The 15,546-nt window shown below is 64.9% G+C and carries 16 protein-coding genes and 2 tRNA genes; 10 read left to right on the forward strand and 8 right to left on the reverse strand.

Annotated features, from left to right (window positions below):
- The first annotated feature begins 79 nt into the window (after window positions 1-79).
- The 5 genes from BUA54_RS01070 (at window position 80) to BUA54_RS01085 (ending at window position 4,461) form a co-directional block, all read left to right on the forward strand.
- Window positions 80-928 (forward strand): DUF4747 family protein, encoded by an 849-nt coding sequence (locus tag BUA54_RS01070; RefSeq protein WP_072855359.1) that lies wholly within the window; start codon window positions 80-82, stop codon window positions 926-928.
- On the forward strand, window positions 912-1,445 hold the full coding sequence (locus BUA54_RS20760; protein WP_143155320.1) for a hypothetical protein: 534 nt from the start codon (window positions 912-914) through the stop codon (window positions 1,443-1,445). Before BUA54_RS01070 ends, BUA54_RS20760 begins: the two co-directional genes overlap by 17 nt.
- 291 nt (window positions 1,446-1,736) lie before the next feature.
- Entirely contained in the window at window positions 1,737-2,603 is an 867-nt protein-coding gene (locus BUA54_RS01075; protein ID WP_072855360.1) for an NAD(P)-dependent oxidoreductase, read from the forward strand.
- A 93-nt stretch (window positions 2,604-2,696) separates the two neighbouring features.
- The gene (locus tag BUA54_RS01080; RefSeq protein ID WP_072855361.1) at window positions 2,697-3,479 is read left to right on the forward strand and encodes a 3-hydroxybutyrate dehydrogenase; all 783 of its coding nucleotides are present in this window, start codon (window positions 2,697-2,699) and stop codon (window positions 3,477-3,479) included.
- Window positions 3,480-3,597: 118 nt separating this feature from the next.
- The gene (locus BUA54_RS01085; protein WP_342742686.1) at window positions 3,598-4,461 is read left to right on the forward strand and encodes a mechanosensitive ion channel family protein; all 864 of its coding nucleotides are present in this window, start codon (window positions 3,598-3,600) and stop codon (window positions 4,459-4,461) included.
- 6 nt (window positions 4,462-4,467) lie between these two features.
- Here the strand turns inward: BUA54_RS01085 and BUA54_RS01090 are convergent, their stop codons facing one another.
- Together BUA54_RS01090 and mprF are read right to left on the reverse strand one after the other, a co-directional pair.
- Window positions 4,468-4,794, reverse strand: coding sequence for a YidH family protein (locus BUA54_RS01090; protein WP_072855362.1), 327 nt, complete (start codon window positions 4,792-4,794; stop codon window positions 4,468-4,470).
- The gene (mprF, locus tag BUA54_RS01095) at window positions 4,791-7,412 is read right to left on the reverse strand and encodes a bifunctional lysylphosphatidylglycerol flippase/synthetase MprF (RefSeq protein WP_072855363.1); all 2,622 of its coding nucleotides are present in this window, start codon (window positions 7,410-7,412) and stop codon (window positions 4,791-4,793) included. Before mprF ends, BUA54_RS01090 begins: the two co-directional genes overlap by 4 nt.
- 176 nt (window positions 7,413-7,588) lie before the next feature.
- On the opposite strand from mprF, the gene BUA54_RS01100 reads away from it, so the two are divergent.
- Window positions 7,589-7,798, forward strand: a complete 210-nt coding sequence (locus tag BUA54_RS01100) for a hypothetical protein (protein ID WP_072855364.1) — start codon at window positions 7,589-7,591, stop codon at window positions 7,796-7,798.
- 14 nt (window positions 7,799-7,812) lie between these two features.
- Here BUA54_RS01100 and BUA54_RS01105 read toward each other — a convergent pair whose 3' ends face one another.
- Genes BUA54_RS01105 through BUA54_RS01120 form a run of 4 tightly spaced genes read right to left on the reverse strand, consistent with a single transcriptional unit; the run spans window position 7,813 to window position 11,063 of the window.
- Window positions 7,813-8,718, reverse strand: coding sequence for a helix-turn-helix transcriptional regulator (locus BUA54_RS01105; RefSeq protein WP_072855365.1), 906 nt, complete (start codon window positions 8,716-8,718; stop codon window positions 7,813-7,815).
- Between the two features lie 49 nt (window positions 8,719-8,767).
- Window positions 8,768-9,586, reverse strand: a complete 819-nt coding sequence (locus BUA54_RS01110) for an ABC transporter substrate-binding protein (RefSeq protein WP_072855366.1) — start codon at window positions 9,584-9,586, stop codon at window positions 8,768-8,770.
- A gap of 21 nt (window positions 9,587-9,607) precedes the next feature.
- Complete coding sequence (locus BUA54_RS01115; RefSeq protein ID WP_084113988.1) at window positions 9,608-10,363, reverse strand: ATP-binding cassette domain-containing protein; 756 nt, start codon at window positions 10,361-10,363, stop codon at window positions 9,608-9,610.
- On the reverse strand, window positions 10,356-11,063 hold the full coding sequence (locus BUA54_RS01120) for an ABC transporter permease (protein WP_072855367.1): 708 nt from the start codon (window positions 11,061-11,063) through the stop codon (window positions 10,356-10,358). Before BUA54_RS01120 ends, BUA54_RS01115 begins: the two co-directional genes overlap by 8 nt.
- 222 nt (window positions 11,064-11,285) lie before the next feature.
- On the opposite strand from BUA54_RS01120, the gene BUA54_RS01125 reads away from it, so the two are divergent.
- Both BUA54_RS01125 and BUA54_RS01130 read left to right on the forward strand, forming a co-directional pair.
- Window positions 11,286-11,362 (forward strand) — tRNA-Asp (locus BUA54_RS01125).
- A 35-nt stretch (window positions 11,363-11,397) separates the two neighbouring features.
- Window positions 11,398-11,474, forward strand: a tRNA-Asp gene (locus BUA54_RS01130).
- Window positions 11,475-11,631: 157 nt separating this feature from the next.
- On the opposite strand, the gene BUA54_RS01135 is transcribed toward BUA54_RS01130, so the two are convergent.
- Window positions 11,632-13,026 (reverse strand): M20/M25/M40 family metallo-hydrolase, encoded by a 1,395-nt coding sequence (locus BUA54_RS01135; RefSeq protein ID WP_072855368.1) that lies wholly within the window; start codon window positions 13,024-13,026, stop codon window positions 11,632-11,634.
- Between the two features lie 63 nt (window positions 13,027-13,089).
- Window positions 13,090-13,707 carry an NAD(P)-dependent oxidoreductase gene (locus tag BUA54_RS01140; RefSeq protein WP_072855369.1) on the reverse strand — a complete coding sequence of 206 codons (618 nt, stop codon included), beginning with the start codon at window positions 13,705-13,707 and terminating at the stop codon, window positions 13,090-13,092.
- A 104-nt stretch (window positions 13,708-13,811) separates the two neighbouring features.
- Here BUA54_RS01140 and BUA54_RS01145 point away from each other — a divergent pair, with 104 nt between their 5' ends.
- Together BUA54_RS01145 and hemA are read left to right on the forward strand one after the other, a co-directional pair.
- The gene (locus tag BUA54_RS01145; RefSeq protein WP_218588258.1) at window positions 13,812-14,174 is read left to right on the forward strand and encodes a winged helix-turn-helix transcriptional regulator; all 363 of its coding nucleotides are present in this window, start codon (window positions 13,812-13,814) and stop codon (window positions 14,172-14,174) included.
- A gap of 133 nt (window positions 14,175-14,307) precedes the next feature.
- The gene (hemA, locus tag BUA54_RS01150) at window positions 14,308-15,531 is read left to right on the forward strand and encodes a 5-aminolevulinate synthase (protein WP_072856086.1); all 1,224 of its coding nucleotides are present in this window, start codon (window positions 14,308-14,310) and stop codon (window positions 15,529-15,531) included.
- Window positions 15,532-15,546 lie beyond the last annotated feature (15 nt).

Below are 15,546 nucleotides of genomic sequence, written 5' to 3' on the forward strand. Positions count from 1 at the left end.
ACGTACGTGCTAGGGTTGTGATGGGTGCCATGTCATTGTGCACCAACCAGAATTTTAATTTCCGTGGTAAAACTGGCTGATGAAATATAGAAAATATTGCGTTCTCAATGTCGTGGCGCAACCTCATCCCGATGGCATCTATCGTGAATTGTTCTCAACAGCATCTAGCAATGCCGCTGCGAATTATCGCGCTGACCATTTTGCTAGAGTTTCGCCCGTAACTGGATCAAAGGACGGCATCTTCCGTGGTCGGCTTGCGCTCTGGACAGAACTTGACCCAAATGAGCCAACTATCCACAAGGACTCTTTTGATCAAAAGCTTCTCTCTGATTCAGATATTTCGTTACCTCGAGATATTGGATTTAATTCAAAAATTTTCTACTTTTCTTTCAATGAAAAATCACATCGGCTCTATATTGAATTGCGAAATGATGAGGGCGGGACGATTTCGCCTGGCGTTGCCCGGCTGGCGCTCGACGCTATCTTGAAATCCGCCGAAATTTTTCAAGGGGTTTCGGTGAATGTTTATATTGCAACCACGAGCGCGGCTGTGGAAAAAGTCTTGCGGACACCGATTATAAGGCGAATTGATATCCGCTTGGACTTGCCGAATGATGACGATTTGTCAGATTCCGAGAAGAAGGTACTTGAAAAGATCAAGAAGCGAAAAATAAAGCGCTATGAGCAATCAATGACAAAGCTTGCTTCAGCTGAAACTTTGGTCTTGCTTCCGCGAGACGAAGATCTTGCTCATCTATCTAAAGACAATGGCTATACTAAGGTCTGGGGCAAAGATGTCAAAGGTAACAAAGTGGAGATCAGTACAAGAGATTTTCCAGATATTCGCACGATGGAACTTGATGACGAAGGTAGTAGTTACAGAAAGCTTGGATCGCTAGCTAGGGAAGATAATGAGCGAGAAATCTAAATTTTCTGGCTTATCGCTTTACTGGCGGACGTACGGACGTTGGAGTTCGGTTTTGCGATCGCCTTATTTCTGGCGTTCATTTGTACCATTTTTCTTGCTTTTTCCGTTATGGGTCATTCCAGTAGATGGCGAATATCGGTGGACAGCCTTTTCACTGGCTGTGCTGCCTTCTTTTCTTTCGTTTAGTCTTGCTGCCTTGGCGATCATTTTATCTATGCCTACTGGACAGTTTTTTCAGATTATCACTGAAGAGGATGAGAGCGAAAATGGAAATCGTGACCCATCTTTTTATCTGCAAGTAGCTAGCTCCTTTACCCATTTTATAGTTGTTCAGATTTTGGCTCTATTTCTAATTTTGCTTACTTACGCATATCCATATATTGTGACTTCAGCGTTGGGATTTTATACCTTCTGCTACGCAATAGCCTGCGGGATCGCTGCCGTTTCGACACTTATGTCCTACGCTAATTTGCGTAAGGAAGCCGCATCACTTGAAGTAAATGACGCAGGCGAATGATTTTAAAGTCCTCGCGATGTCGAATTTTGGTGGAGATTGTACGTCCTGCCCCCTCTGCGCCACCCCATCAATCCCGCTCATCCCCACACACGTCCCCGGCGGTCCGGCGGACGCGAGTGTGGACCTCTGCGGCGCCTGTGCGGATCAGATCGCGGCGCACAGCCCGAGCCCGGACCAAATCCGCAGACTTGCAGGGTCAGGCCACCGCGATGATCGAGTAATTTCCGCCTGATCCCGCTTACTACCCCTCACAAAAAACACCACACTCCCCATCAACCAAGGAGACACCCCATGAAACTCACCTTCCTCGGCCTCGGCGTGATGGGTTACCCCATGGCGGGGCATCTGGCGAAGTCGCATGACGTGACCGTCTACAACCGCACCGCCGCGAAGGCCGATCAATGGGTCAAGGACCACGGCGGTAAAAGCGCCGCGACTCCGGCGGAGGCGGCAAAGGGGGCGGAGATCGTGCTCTCCTGCGTCGGCAACGACGACGACCTGCGCGAGGTCACGACCGGCGAGCACGGCGCCTTCCACGGGATGGAGACCGGCGCGCTCTTCGTCGATCACACCACGGTCAGCGCCGCCGTGACGCGCGAGCTTTACGATGCTGCCAAGGCGAAGGGGCTCAACTTCGTCGATGCCCCGATCTCGGGCGGGCAGGCGGGGGCCGAGAACGGGCAGCTGTCGATCATGTGCGGCGGGGATCAGGACGCCTATGACCGGGCCGCGCCGGTGATGGAGATCTACGCCAAACTGTGTCGCCGCATCGGTGACAGCGGCGCGGGCCAGATGACCAAGATGTGCAATCAGATCGCCATCGCGGGCCTCGTGCAGGGGCTGTCAGAGGCGCTGCACTTCGCCGACAAGGCGGGGCTGGATGGGGCGGCGGTGGTCGAGGTGATCTCTCAGGGTGCCGCCGGGTCGTGGCAGATGAACAACCGCTACAAGACGATGCTGGACGATCATTACGACCACGGTTTTGCGGTGGACTGGATGCGCAAGGATCTGGGCATCTGCCTCGATACGGCGGACGAGAACGGGGCGAGCCTGCCGGTGACCGCGCTGGTCGATCAGTTCTACAAGGACGTGCAGAAGCTGGGCGGCGGGCGGTGGGACACCTCCAGCCTGCTGAAGCGGTTGCAGGCGTTGGGCTAGGACGGGCCGATGCCGCGCTGCGGCGGAACCGGGGCGCGGCGGAACCGGTTTGGGTGAGGACGCCCCGCATGCGGGCGTGAAAGGACGTATATCATGAACATGACGGGCAAGAACTGCATCGTGACGGGCGCCGCCAGCGGCATCGGCCGCGCGATTGCCGAAAAATATGTGAGCGACGGGGCGAACGTCTGCATCGCCGACCTGAAGCTGGAGGCGGCGCAGCGGGTCGCCGAAGAACTGACGGCGATGGGGCCGGGCCGCGCAATGGCGGTCGAGATGGACGTGACCGACGAGGACGCCGTGAATGCGGGCGTCGCGCGGACGGTGGAGACGTTGGGCGGCGTCGATGTGCTGGTCAGCAACGCGGGCATTCAGATCGTCCACCGGATCGAGGATTTCCCCTACGCGGAATGGAAGAAGCTGCTGGCGATCCACCTCGACGGGGCGTTTCTGACGACCAAGGCCTGCCTGCCGCACATGTACAAGCAGGGCAGCGGGACCGTGATCTACATGGGCTCTGTCCATTCGAAGGAGGCCTCGCCCCTGAAATCGGCCTATGTGACGGCCAAGCACGGGTTGCTGGGGCTGGCGCGGACGCTGGCCAAGGAAGGCGGGCCGAAGGGCGTGCGTAGCCACGTGATCTGCCCGGGGTTCGTGAAGACCCCGCTGGTGGAAAAGCAGATCCCCGAACAGGCGAAGGATCTGGGGATTTCCGAGGACGAGGTCGTGAGCCGTGTGATGCTCGGCCAGACCGTGGATACGGAGTTCACGACCGTCGAGGATATCGCGAACCTGGCCTGGGTCTTCGCCGCCTTCCCGACGAATGCGCTGACGGGCCAGTCGCTGGTGGCAAGCCACGGCTGGTACATGAACTGACGGGCGCCGCAGGGGGCGAAGCGGGACTTGATCTGCGGCCGGTGTGCCACGATCATGGTCGGGGTGCCGAACGGGGGCGCCCCGGTGAGTTGAGGAGGAGCCGCGCGGTTTGGAACCCGTGAAGATCCTGATGACGCAGATCAACGGCATCGCGCGGTCCGCCATCGCCGCAGCGCCGCTGATCGCCATCGCTCTGGTCGTCCTGCTGATCACATGGGGGATCAGTGCGACGGCGCAGATGGTGCTGCGCAAGGCTCTGAAGCACAGCCGGTTGCGCGAAAGCCTGAAGGAACTGTTCCACCTGCTGCTGTCGATCCTGATCTGGGTCATCGGGCTGATGGTGGCGGCGGTCGTCGTGTTCCCCGGCCTGACCCCGGCCAGCATCCTCGCGGGGCTCGGCATCGGTTCGGTCGCCATCGGTTTCGCGTTCAAGGACGTGTTCGAGAACTTTCTCGCCGGGATCATCATCCTGTTCCGGCGCGAGATGCGGATCGGGGATTTCATCGAATGTGAGGGGATCGAGGGCAAGGTCACGCGCATCGCGATCCGCGAAAGCCATATCCGGCAGACCGATGGGCAGCTGGTCATCGTGCCCAATGCGGTGATGTTCAAGAACCCGGTGATCGTGCGCACGGATCTGGACGTGCGCCGCGTGACGGTGATCTGCGGCGTCGCCTATGACGTCGACCTTGACGCAGCGCGGGACGTGATGACGGCGGCGGTGAAGTCCTGTGGGACGGTCCGTGCGGAGGATCACCCGGTTCAGGTCTTCGCGCAGGAATTCGGCGAATCCTCGGTCAATTTCGAGGTGACCTGGTGGACCGGATCGGCGCCGCTCGACGTGCGGACGTCGCGGGACGAGGTGGTGTCGGCGGTCAAGCGGGCGCTGGACGATGCGGGGATCGAGATCCCGTTCCCCTATCGCACGCTGACCTTCAAGGAGCCGCTGCCCCTGACGCGCGGGGTGAAAGAGGCGGAGTGATCGGCCTTAGGTTGGCACGACGTGAAGGGCGAAGACGCCCAGCATCACGAAGAGCGCCAGCACCAGCCCGACAAGCATTGCATCGGTCAGGGTAGAATCATCGTCCGCCAGCGTCTTTGCCTTGATCCGGCGGCGGACCAGCCGCATCCGCACGTAGGCGATGACGATGACCGCAGCGCCGCTGGCCAGCAGGGCTGCGGCGGTCACGGGGCTGGGGGCGGCATTCCCCAGACGGGCGATGGCAAGGCCGAAGCCCACGACCGACATCGCCGTCCGGACCCAGGCGAGGAAGGTCCGTTCGTTCGCGGCGTGGTCCGCGTAGTTGGCGATCATGTGTCGCGCTTTCGCCGCATGACGCCGGGCAGACCGCCCGAGATCAGCATATTGACCTCGTAGAGCGTGCGCGCCGCGTCGAGGCGTCCGGGGCTGGCGAGGTAGTTCGGCGACCAGACCGGATCGAACTTCTGCTTGAAACTGCGCAGCCCCTCGAAATTGTAGAAGCGTTCGCCGTGGGTGTAGATGAAGCCGCCGACCCGGTTCCAGACCGGGGCGTGGGGGCGGTTTTCCAGCCCCGCCAGCGGTGCCGCACCCAGCGAGAACCATGTATAGCCCTGATCCTTGGCCCACATCAGCATCTCGGCGAAGAGGCCGTCCATGGCGGCGGGGGTCGTCGCGTGGTCATAGCGCATCAGGTCGATGGCGACCTCCTGCCGCGTGCCGCCGCGCAGCAGGGTGGCGAAGGACGCGATGCGCCCCGTCTGGGTGTGGCGCAGCACCGCGTGGTCGAAATTGCACAGGTAGTCGGGATCGAAAGACCCCAGAGCGAAGGATTTCTCGGTCCCCGATTTCAGCGCAAGCCATGCGTCGGACACCTGCCGCAGGGCATCGATATTGTCCGCGACCTGATCCGCCGGGATGATCGCGAAGGCATAGCCGTCACGGGTGGCGCGGGCCTTGGCATGGCGCCAGTCCTTGCGCTTCGATCCTTCCAGCGAGAAGGCGGCGAGGGGGACGCGGGCAATCTCTCCGATCTTCACGACCGACAGCCCAAGGTCGATGTAGGTCGGCAGATAGGCGGTCTGCACCGCGTAGAAGGCGCAGCGGCGACCCATGCGGTCGGCCTGATCGCGCAGGGCCCAGATCAGCGCCTCTCCCGCGACCGGGTCTCCGACCGGGTCACCCTTGGCGATCAGGCTCGTGCCGGTGTCCGCGTAGGAGATGAACGCGCTTTCGTCCGCCGCGATCAGGAAACGCTTGTCGCCGGTCAGGGCCATTGCGGCCTCCGTGTCGTGACTGGCGATGGTCAGGCGGCGCACGGTGTCGGGAATGGGCTCTGCCGGCAGGCGGGTGGTGGACCGGCTGATCAGGGCGTTCAGCGCCACGGCGGTCAGGATCACCACAACGACGAGCGTCGCCCGCAGGAACCGCGGCGCGTCGCCGTTCCAGGCAAAGCGCCACCAGAGCGCGTCGGTGTAATCCACGTTGCGATAGGCAAAGAAGCCGATCCACGTGATGCCCGCGACCAGCAGCGCCACGCTGACGAGCCAGCGCCGGTTCAGCCGCATCGCGGACCCCAGTCCCACCCGGTAGAACACGCTGCGAAAGGTCCAGAGGATCGCCAGCGACAGCGCCAGCGCCGCGGCGGTGCCCAGTTCCGCGCCCTTGAGCAACGACAGGACCAGACCCGCGCCCAGCAGGATCATCGCGATCAGCCAGGCCCGTGCCATGCGGCGATAAAGCCCGCGCGCCACGATCAGCAGTAGGACGCCTGCGACGCTGGCCAGCAGGTGTGACGTCTCGACCAGGCCCAGCGGCAGCAGGCCGCGCAGGGCGGCGGCATGGCCCGCCTCGGTCGGCAGGTCGCCGCGCAGCAGCAGCGTCGCGCCCGACAGCAGCGCGAGGGCTGCCGACAGCACCGGCACGATGGGCCGGGTGGCGCGCACCAAGGTCTGGCGCGCCGCGCTGGCGCGGTCGCGGTTGGTCAGCCCCCAGGCCAGCGACAGCCCCGCGACGGCAATGATGAAGGGCAGCACCGTATAGATCATGCGGTAGAACAACAGCGCCACCAGCAGATCGGACCGCCCGGTGCCGCCGAGGCCCGCGATGATCGCCGCCTCGAACACGCCAAGGCCGCCGGGGGCGTGGCTGACGACGCCAAGTCCCAGCGCACCGATGAAGAGCACGAAGAACAGGACGAAGTTCTGCGCCAGATCGTCCGGCAGCAGGACGTAGAGCGTCAGCGCCGTCGCCGTCAGATCGATCAGGGCGATCGCCATCAGCACCCCCATCTGGCGCGCGGCGGGAAGGGTGATCTGGACCTGCCACAGACGGATGCTGCGCGGGCCCCGCGCAGTCCACAACAGCAGACCTGCCACACCGGCGAGGATCAGGCTGCCCACCGCCGCCTCTGACCCCGCGGGCAGGCGGATCACGGCGCTGAGGCCGGTAGGGTGAAAGATGAAAAGGCCGCCGAGCAGGACCAGCAACCCCAGCAGGAAGGCGAGCCAGGAGGTCGCGATCAGCTTGGCGACGGCGCCCACGTCGACGCCGAAGGCGGCGTAGACGCGGTAGCGGATCGCGCCGCCGGTCAGCCACGAAAAGCCCAGCAGGTTCGATACCGCCATGGAACTGACGCCGGTCAGGACGGGGACGTAGCCGGGCATCGGCGGGGCGTTCAGGCTGCGCAGGATCACCGGATCGTAAAGCGCGAGGGCCGTGTAGCTGGCCAGCATCGCCGCGACGGACATTCCGATCCGGTCCCAGCCATATCCCGCAAGGTCGCGGCGCAAATCGCGCAGGTCGATGTCGCGGGACAGATCGCGCAGCACGACGAGGGCGATCAGGGTGATCGCCAGCGGCACGATCAGACGCCAGCCATCCCAGCCCAGAACGCGGGAGAGCCAACCGTCCGGGGCGGGCGATGCGGCGGGGGCGGGCTGGTGCGGGGACATGAAAACTCCTTGATGGGCAAGGTGATGGGCGAAGTGCGTGAAGCGGTCAAGGGATCGGCACCATTCGTCGAAAAGACGAAGGATTTCAGCCTGCGCCCTTCGGGCGTCCTTAACGGGCGTGCCGCATGATCGGGCAAACGGACCGTTCCTCGGTCCCGTCGTGAAAGGTTCGCCCCATGCCCCGTGTCGCCCCGCTTGCCGTCATCGCCCTGCTGGCCCTTTCCGGCGTTGCATCGGCGGATTCCATCGAAAAGGCAGCGGCCTTGCGGCAGGCGCTGGCCGTCCTGCAGGACGCGTCCTCCCGTAAGGCGGGGGGCTGTTCGCGCCCGGCACATCCCGCGCCGCTGATGTGTCAGGCCGCTGCCGCCGCGACCTCCCGCCTTTGACCTGCCGACGCCTGTTAGGCGTTCCAGACCACGGTGCCGAAAGCGGTCACGTCGTAGCCGCCGCAGCTGTCCGCGCGGGCGCGAAAGGCGTCGGACCGGCAGAAGGCCTGCAAGGTCTGGAACGGCGGGTCGAACCAGGCCTTGCGGTCGACCAGCAGGGCGAAGCGTTCGTTGATCACCGGGTTGAACGCCAGACCGTAGCTGCGGGCCGCCGCCTGAAGGCCGAAGGCCACGTCCGCGTCGCCGCGGCGCACGGACTCTGCCGCGTCGTCCTCGGTCCGGGCGACATCGGTCATCGTAACCTGTGACAGATCCAGTCCATCGTCGGCAGCGAGCGCGGCAAAGAGCGTGTCGGTCCCCGATCCGGGCTGGCGGGGCACGAGGCGCAGTCCCTGCAGATCGGCAAGCCCGGTCGGGGCCGGGCCGTCCGCGCGGTGCACGAAGCCGCGCTGCCGGGTGGCAAAGGCGATCAGGACGGCGTCCTGTCCTGCCGCCGCCGCTTGCACGATGGGCACGTTCCACGCGCCGCTTTCGTCATCTCGGATGTGCAGGCCGGCGGCGATGCCCTCGCCCCGGCCGAACCGGTCGAGCCCGTCGCGCGAGCCGTCGTAGAAAGTGGCTAGGCCGCAGCCCGACTGGCGGATCGCCCAGTCGAGCAGGGGGTCGTGGCTGCCCAGCACGATGGGCGGCCGCGCGGACCGGACCGCTGCGAGTGCGCCGCCGCCGCCGCCGCCGGACTTCGCGCGGTCGATCCAATCGCGGATCTCTGCCGCCGGGAACAGCAGCTTGCCCGTCGCCCGCGAGCAGGGCACCGCGCCGGAGGCCGCCAGATCATAGACCTTGCGGTCCTTCAGCCGCAGCAGGGCGGCCAGTTCCTTGACGGTCAGATAGGCGGGATCGGCGGGCGGAGTCTCTGGCATCGGGTCCCTTGTGTCGGTGCGGCACGCGGCGGCCGCACCGACAGGCCTATCATTCCTTGGGGGCGTTCGGAAAGAAAAGCTGCTGGCCGTCGATCTTGTAGTCCGCGATCGCGGTCTGGCCCGCGTCAGACAGCAACCAGTCGGCGAAGGTCTGCGCCGCCTCGACCTTCACGCTGGGGCATTTTTCCGGGTTGATCGGGATCACGCCATACTGGTTGAACATGTCGGTGTCGCCCTCCACGTCGATGGCGTAGTCCTGCTTGTTCTCGAAGCTGATCCACGTGGCGCGGTCGGTCAGCACATAGGCCCCCATGCCGATGCCCGCGTTCAGCGTGGCCCCCATGCCGGACCCGGTTTCCCGGTACCATGTGCCAGAAGCAGCTTTCGGGTCGACGGACGCCTCCTCCCACAGCTGCATCTCTTTCTTGTAGGTGCCCGAATCGTCGCCGCGCGAGGCGAACATCGCCTTTCCGTCGGCGATCTTCGTCAGCGCGCCCTGCACGTCCTGCATCCCCTTGATGCCCGCCGGATCGCCGGCGGGGCCGACGATGACGAAATCGTTGTACATCAGGTCCGTCCGTTCCGTGCCGAAGCCGTCGGCGACAAAGGCCTCCTCGTCGGGCTTGGCGTGCACCAGCAGCAGGTCGCCATCGCAGTTCCGGGCATTGGCGATGGCCTGACCCGTGCCGACGGCCACGACGTTGACCTGAATGCCCGACTCCTTCTGGAAGAGCGGCAGAAGATAGTCGTAAAGGCCTGAATTCGCCGTCGAGGTGGTGGACTGCACGATGATGGACTGGTCCTGCGCCAGCGCCGCCCCGGCGAGGGTCACGGCGATGGCGGTGGCGGAGAGTGTCTTGTGGAACATGGTCGTCCTTTTCATTGCGTTTCAGATGACGATCTTGCCGTCGATGTAATTCCGTGCCGCCGGATGGCGGGGCGCGGGAAAGAAGTCGGCGGCGGCGGCATGCTCTGCCACGCGACCGCCGTGCAGGAACACGACGTCGTCGGCCAGCCGCCGCGCCTGTCCCGTATCGTGTGTGACGAAGACGATCCTGACGCCGCGGTCGCGCGCCGCCTGCACGATCCGCTCGATCGTCAGGACCGAGGCGGGATCGAGGCTGGCGGTGGGTTCGTCGAGGAACAGCACCTCCGGATCGATGGCCAGGGCGCGGGCCAGCGCCAGCCGCTGCGCCTCGCCCCCAGAAAGCAGGCGGGCGGGCTGCTGCGCCTTGTGCGCCAGCCCGACATGATCCAGCAGCGTCGCGGTGCGGCCGCGGTCCTTGCCCCGCGCCTTCAGCACGAAGTCGAGATTCCCGGCGGCGGAGCGGCGCAACAGCACCGGGGTCTGGAACACCAGCGCCTGCCGTCGGGTGACGGCGGCGGTGTCCTGACCCTGCCAGTCGATCTGGCCGGCCGTCGGCTGGATCAGGCCGTGCAGAAGTTTCAGCAGCAGGGTCTTGCCGGCGCCGTTGGCCCCCATGACGACGGTGCAGCCGGTGCGCCCAAGGTCGAGGTCGAGACCGTCGAGCACTGTGGTGGCGCCACGCAGCAGCGTCAGGCCGCGGACCCGCAGAGGCAGCAGCGGCGCCATCTGGGCGGGCGCTGCCGCCGCCCGGGCGGTGAAGGCTGCGACATCAGACATGGGCGTGGCGTGCTGCGGTCAGACGCACGGACTGCACGGCGGCGTTCACCCCCAGCGCGATGAAAAGCAGGATCAGACCCAGCGCGAGGGCGAGGGCGAGGTCGCCCTTTGACGTTTCCAGCGCGATGGCGGTGGTCATGACGCGGGTCAGGTGATCGATGTTGCCGCCGACGATGATGACCGCACCGACCTCGGCCACCGCGCGGCCGAAGCCCGCGAGGCCGACGGTCAGCAGCGCGTAGCGTCCGTCCCACAGCAGGGCCTGGACCGCCTGCACCCGGCTGAGGCAGAGGGAGCGGAACTGCTCGGCGTATTCGGTGTGCAAATCCTCCAGCACCTGACGTGACAGGGCGGCGACGATCGGCGTGATCAGAAGCGTCTGCGCGACGATCATCGCGGTGGGCGTGTAGAGGAGCCCGAGAAACCCCAACGGCCCGGCGCGCGACAGCTGCAGGTAGACCAGCAGGCCGACCACGACGGGCGGCAGCCCCATCAGGGCGTTCATCACGATCAGGACGACGCTGCGCCCGCGGAACCGGGCGATCGCGACGAGAGCGCCGACAGGCAAGCCGAGGAGGCAGGCCACGGCGGTGGCCGTCAGGCTGACGCGGAGCGACAGCAGGACGATCTGCAGCAGATCCCGGTCGCCGGACAGCACGAGGGACAGGGCCAGACCGAAGGCATCGCCGATGCTGTGCAAGATTTCCCTCCATCTGCAAAATTTACGCCGTCTTGCATGCTTTTCATCTCGGTGATCGATTTGCAAGGTTCATGCGGCCCTGAACACGGGAGTGGCGTCCAGTGCGGGGACGGCCAACTTAATCGAAGGGGGGCGGTGATTTTTGCGCGGCGGTGCTTGACGGGGCAGGGGGGCTTGCATAGAAGCGCGACACGTTCGGTGCAGACGCCGGACGGGTCAAGGGCGGTTGTAGCTCAGTTGGTTAGAGTACCGGCCTGTCACGCCGGGGGTCGCGGGTTCGAGCCCCGTCAACCGCGCCATTGACCCTGTTCCGTCTGCCACGTCGTTGAAATGCGCGGTTGTAGCTCAGTTGGTTAGAGTACCGGCCTGTCACGCCGGGGGTCGCGGGTTCGAGCCCCGTCAACCGCGCCATTTCACCCTTTTCGCCGACATCGCCGGCCGTAACCGATTTTTCCAGAAAAATCGGAGCGGGGGGCCAGCCCCCCATCCGACACGTCGGATTCCCCCCGAGGTATTTCTGACGAGAAGAAGGAAGGGCGCGGCGCGTGGGGATGCGCCGCGCAGGTGGTTACGCGGTCATCGCGTGCAGGATGCGGGCCCAGCTGCGGGTGCCCTTGTGGAACGATGACAGGTCGTATTTTTCGTTCGGGGAGTGGATCTGGTCGTCGTCCTTGCCGAAGCCAATCAGCATCGCGTCCATGTCGAGATATTGCTTGAAGTAGGCCGCGATCGGGATCGAGCCGCCGCAGCCGACGTAGGCCGCCGCGTTGGGCCATTCGTCCGACAATGCGGTCCGCGCCTGTGCGAAGGCCGGGTGGGTCGTCGCCATCTGGCCCGCGGCAGAGGCGCCGTGGCTGTGGAATTCCACCCGGCAGTCGGTGGGAATCATGTCCCGGACCATCTTGCGGAAGCTCTCGCGGATGGCGTGGGGGTCCTGAGTGCCCACGAGGCGAAAGCTGATCTTGGCGCGGGCCTCGGCGGGCAGGACGGTCTTGAAGCCGTCGCCGGTGTAGCCCGCCGTCATGCCGTTCACCTCGCAGGTGGGGCGGGACCAGATCATCTCGAGCGGGCGGCGGCCCTGTTCGCCGGCGGGAAGCTTCAGGCCGACCTCGCCCAGAAAGGCCTCGGCGTCGAATTTCAGGTCGTCCCAGCTGGCGGCAAGCTCGTTCGAGAGTTCCGGCACGCCGTCGTAGAAGCCCGGCACGGTGATGCGGCCGGTGTCGTCGTGCAGGCTGGCGATGACTTTCGCCAGCACCCGGGCAGGGTTCATCGCGATGCCGCCGTACATGCCCGAATGCAGGTCCTTTGACGGGCCGTGGATCGTCAGCTCTTCGCCCAGCAGGCCGCGCAGCTGAGTAATGATGGCGGGGGTGCTGTCGCCGTAGAGGCCGGTGTCGCAGATCAGGGCGATGTCGGCCTTCAGGATGTCGGCGTTGTCCTTGAGGAAGGGGATCAGCGAGGGGGAGCCTGATTCCTCTTCGCCCTCGCAGAAGATGGTGATGTTGGCAGGCAGCGTGCCATGGACCGCCTTCCAGGCGCGGCAGGCCTCGATGAAGGTCATCAGCTGACCCTTGTCGTCGGAGGCGCCACGGCCGCGGATGACGCGGCCCTTGGGCGTATCTTCCAGTTGCGGGTCGAAGGGGTCGCGGTCCCAGAGGTTCAGGGGATCGACGGGTTGCACGTCGTAATGGCCGTAGAACAGGATGTTCGGGCCGTCGCCGCCCGAATGGGCGACGACCATCGGGTGCCCGGTGGTCGCGTGCTTTTGCGTATCGAAGCCGATGGACTGCAGGTCGGCCACCAGCCAATCGGCGGCGCGGTCGCAATCCGCCTTGTAGGCGCGATCGGTGGAGATCGAGGGGATGCGCAGCAGGTTCAGCAGCCGGTCGGTGGAGGCGTCGAGGTCGGCATCGATCCGGTCCAGCACGGGGGCGAGGGTGGCGTCGGTCACGGTGTCGGTCATGGGGGGGCAGGGCCTTGGCGTTGGAATGGGTTGCGCCGAGACTCTGCCCCTTTCGCAGGGAGGTCAAGCGGCGGGGAAAATGCCGATGATCTGACCGCTGTGCGCGGCGTTCTTCGCCTCGTCGATCAGGGCCACCGCGTAATCCTCCGCCGAGATCTCGCCCGGGCCGCCGGGGACGGTGCGGTCGCTGATGCGGTAGGTGCCGGTACGGTTTCCGGGCTGGATCATGAAGGGCGGCGTGGCGAAGGTGAGGTCAAGCGCGGACGGCGCAAGGATGGTGTCGTAGGCGCGGCGCATGGACTTCGCCTCGTCCGCATAGGCCTCTGGCAGGGTGTCGGCCACCGGGGTGCCGTCGGGCAGGTCGAGGGACCCCGCGCCGCCGACCATGATCAGGCGGGTGTCGCCCAAGCCATCCACGAGGGCCTGCGCGTAGGCGTCGGTCTCGCTGTATGGATCATCGGTCTTGCGGGCGGAGGCGGCGGCGATCACCACGTCCTGCCCCGCGACGGCCGCGCGCAGGGCCTCTGCGTCATGCAGGTCGAGCGCCAGCGGTGCCACCGTGTCGGCGGCCGGTGCGTCGCCGTGGCGCGAGGCGGCGGTGACGTGGTGGCCCCGGGATGCGGCCTCTGCCGTGATACGGCTGCCGATCATGCCGGTGGCGCCGAGGATCAGGATCTTCATGGATGAACTCCGTCTTGCAGTTACTGATGGGAAGCAGGTATAGGATCGTGCCTGCCGGCGGAAGACGCACGGCGGATGCACATGCTTACACCGAAGGAAGCGCCATGCCTGCCCGCCACGCCGCCCGACATGCCTGTCCGATCCGCGATGTCCTTGACCGGGTGGGCGATGCATGGTCGGTCCTGGTGCTGGCGGAGCTGGAGAAGGAGCCCTGCCGGTTCAATGCGCTGGGCCGGGTCATCGAGGGTATCAGCCCGCGCATGCTGGCGGTCACCCTGCGCCATCTTGACCGCGATGGACTGGTTACGCGGAAGGTTCTGGACACCAAGCCGCCACAGGTCGAATACGCGATCACCGCACGCGGCCGGTCGCTGCACGGGGCGCTGGGCGGGCTGGTGGACTGGGCCGCGCGGCATCAGGACGACATCAACGCCAGCCGCCGGCGGTTTGATACGATGGTCGGGTAATCGGTCAGACCATGGTCGGGTGACAACAGGTCGCGTGTTGATCGACAGTCGTTCTGCCTATATGGAAGGCAAATAAAAGATGCGTCCCCGCCTGCTGGTTGCCGAACGTGTCGCACTTTCGAAAGGACAATCGGTGAATTACGACGCAGCCCTCGGCACAGCCATTCAGCGCCTGCACGACGAGGGGCGGTATCGCACCTTCATCGACATCGAACGCACCCGCGGCCAGTTTCCCCACGCCATGTGGAACAGGCCCGACGGGTCGGCCACGCCAGTGACGGTCTGGTGCGGCAACGACTATCTGGGCATGGGGCAGCATCCGGTGGTGCTTGCGGCGATGCACGAGGCGCTGGATGCGACCGGTGCCGGGTCCGGCGGCACGCGCAACATTTCTGGCACCACGGTCTATCACAACCGGCTGGAGGCGGAGCTGGCCGATCTGCACGGCAAGGAAGCAGCTCTGCTGTTCAACAGCGCCTATGTCGCCAATGATGCGACGCTCAGCACGTTGCCGAAGCTGTTTCCGGGGCTCATCATCTATTCCGACGCGCTGAACCACGCCTCGATGATCGAGGGCGTGCGGCGCAACGGCGGTCTGAAGCGGGTCTTCCGTCACAACGATGCGGCCCATCTGCGAGAGCTCATGGCGGCCGACGATCCGGAGGCGCCGAAGCTGATCGCCTTCGAGTCGATCTATTCCATGGACGGCGACTTCGGCCCGATCGCGGCCTTCTGCGATCTGGCGGAAGAGTTCAACGCCCTGACCTATCTGGACGAGGTCCATGCGGTGGGCATGTACGGCCCGCGCGGCGGCGGCGTGGCGGAACGCGACGGCCTGATGGGGCGCATCGACATCATCAACGGCACGCTGGCCAAGGCCTTCGGGGTGGTCGGTGGCTATATCGCGGCCTCTGCCCGGATGTGCGACGCGGTACGGTCCTATGCGCCCGGATTCATCTTCAGCTCGTCCCTGCCGCCGGCGGTGGCCGCGGGTGCGGCTGCCAGCGTGGCGCATCTGAAGACCGATCAGGCCCTGCGCGACAAGCACCAGACTCAGGCAAAGATCCTGAAGCTGCGACTGAAGGGTCTGGGGCTGCCGATCATCGATCACGGGACGCATATCGTGCCGTTGATGGTAGGTGATCCCAAGCACACCAAGCTGATGTCCGACATGCTGCTGACCCAGTTCGGCATCTACGTGCAGCCGATCAACTTTCCCACCGTTCCGCGCGGGACGGAGCGTCTGCGCTTCACCCCCTCGCCGGTGCACGGGCCGAAGGAAATGGATCACCTTGTCGCGGCGCTGGACGATTTGTGGGCGCAATGTGCGCTGAATCGCGCCGAAATGGCAGGCTAGGGTTTCTGCATGTGC

This window comes from Loktanella atrilutea (assembly GCF_900128995.1).
In the GTDB taxonomy this organism is placed as follows: Bacteria; Pseudomonadota; Alphaproteobacteria; order Rhodobacterales; family Rhodobacteraceae; genus Loktanella; species Loktanella atrilutea.

Bases quoted from the DNA above. Each gene is read 5' to 3' on its own strand.
- BUA54_RS01115 (WP_084113988.1), bottom strand. From the start codon at position 10,363: ATGTCTGATGTCGCAGCCTTCACCGCCCGGGCGGCGGCAGCGCCCGCC.
- BUA54_RS01135 (WP_072855368.1), bottom strand. From the start codon at position 13,026: ATGACCGACACCGTGACCGACGCCACCCTCGCCCCCGTGCTGGACCGG.
- BUA54_RS01110 (WP_072855366.1), bottom strand. From the start codon at position 9,586: ATGTTCCACAAGACACTCTCCGCCACCGCCATCGCCGTGACCCTCGCC.
- BUA54_RS01100 (WP_072855364.1), top strand. From the start codon at position 7,589: ATGCCCCGTGTCGCCCCGCTTGCCGTCATCGCCCTGCTGGCCCTTTCC.
- BUA54_RS01070 (WP_072855359.1), top strand. From the start codon at position 80: ATGAAATATAGAAAATATTGCGTTCTCAATGTCGTGGCGCAACCTCAT.
- BUA54_RS01140 (WP_072855369.1), bottom strand. From the start codon at position 13,707: ATGAAGATCCTGATCCTCGGCGCCACCGGCATGATCGGCAGCCGTATC.
- BUA54_RS01105 (WP_072855365.1), bottom strand. From the start codon at position 8,718: ATGCCAGAGACTCCGCCCGCCGATCCCGCCTATCTGACCGTCAAGGAA.
- BUA54_RS01080 (WP_072855361.1), top strand. From the start codon at position 2,697: ATGAACATGACGGGCAAGAACTGCATCGTGACGGGCGCCGCCAGCGGC.
- mprF (WP_072855363.1), bottom strand. From the start codon at position 7,412: ATGTCCCCGCACCAGCCCGCCCCCGCCGCATCGCCCGCCCCGGACGGT.
- BUA54_RS01145 (WP_218588258.1), top strand. From the start codon at position 13,812: ATGCCTGCCCGCCACGCCGCCCGACATGCCTGTCCGATCCGCGATGTC.
- BUA54_RS01075 (WP_072855360.1), top strand. From the start codon at position 1,737: ATGAAACTCACCTTCCTCGGCCTCGGCGTGATGGGTTACCCCATGGCG.
- BUA54_RS01090 (WP_072855362.1), bottom strand. From the start codon at position 4,794: ATGATCGCCAACTACGCGGACCACGCCGCGAACGAACGGACCTTCCTC.
- BUA54_RS20760 (WP_143155320.1), top strand. From the start codon at position 912: ATGAGCGAGAAATCTAAATTTTCTGGCTTATCGCTTTACTGGCGGACG.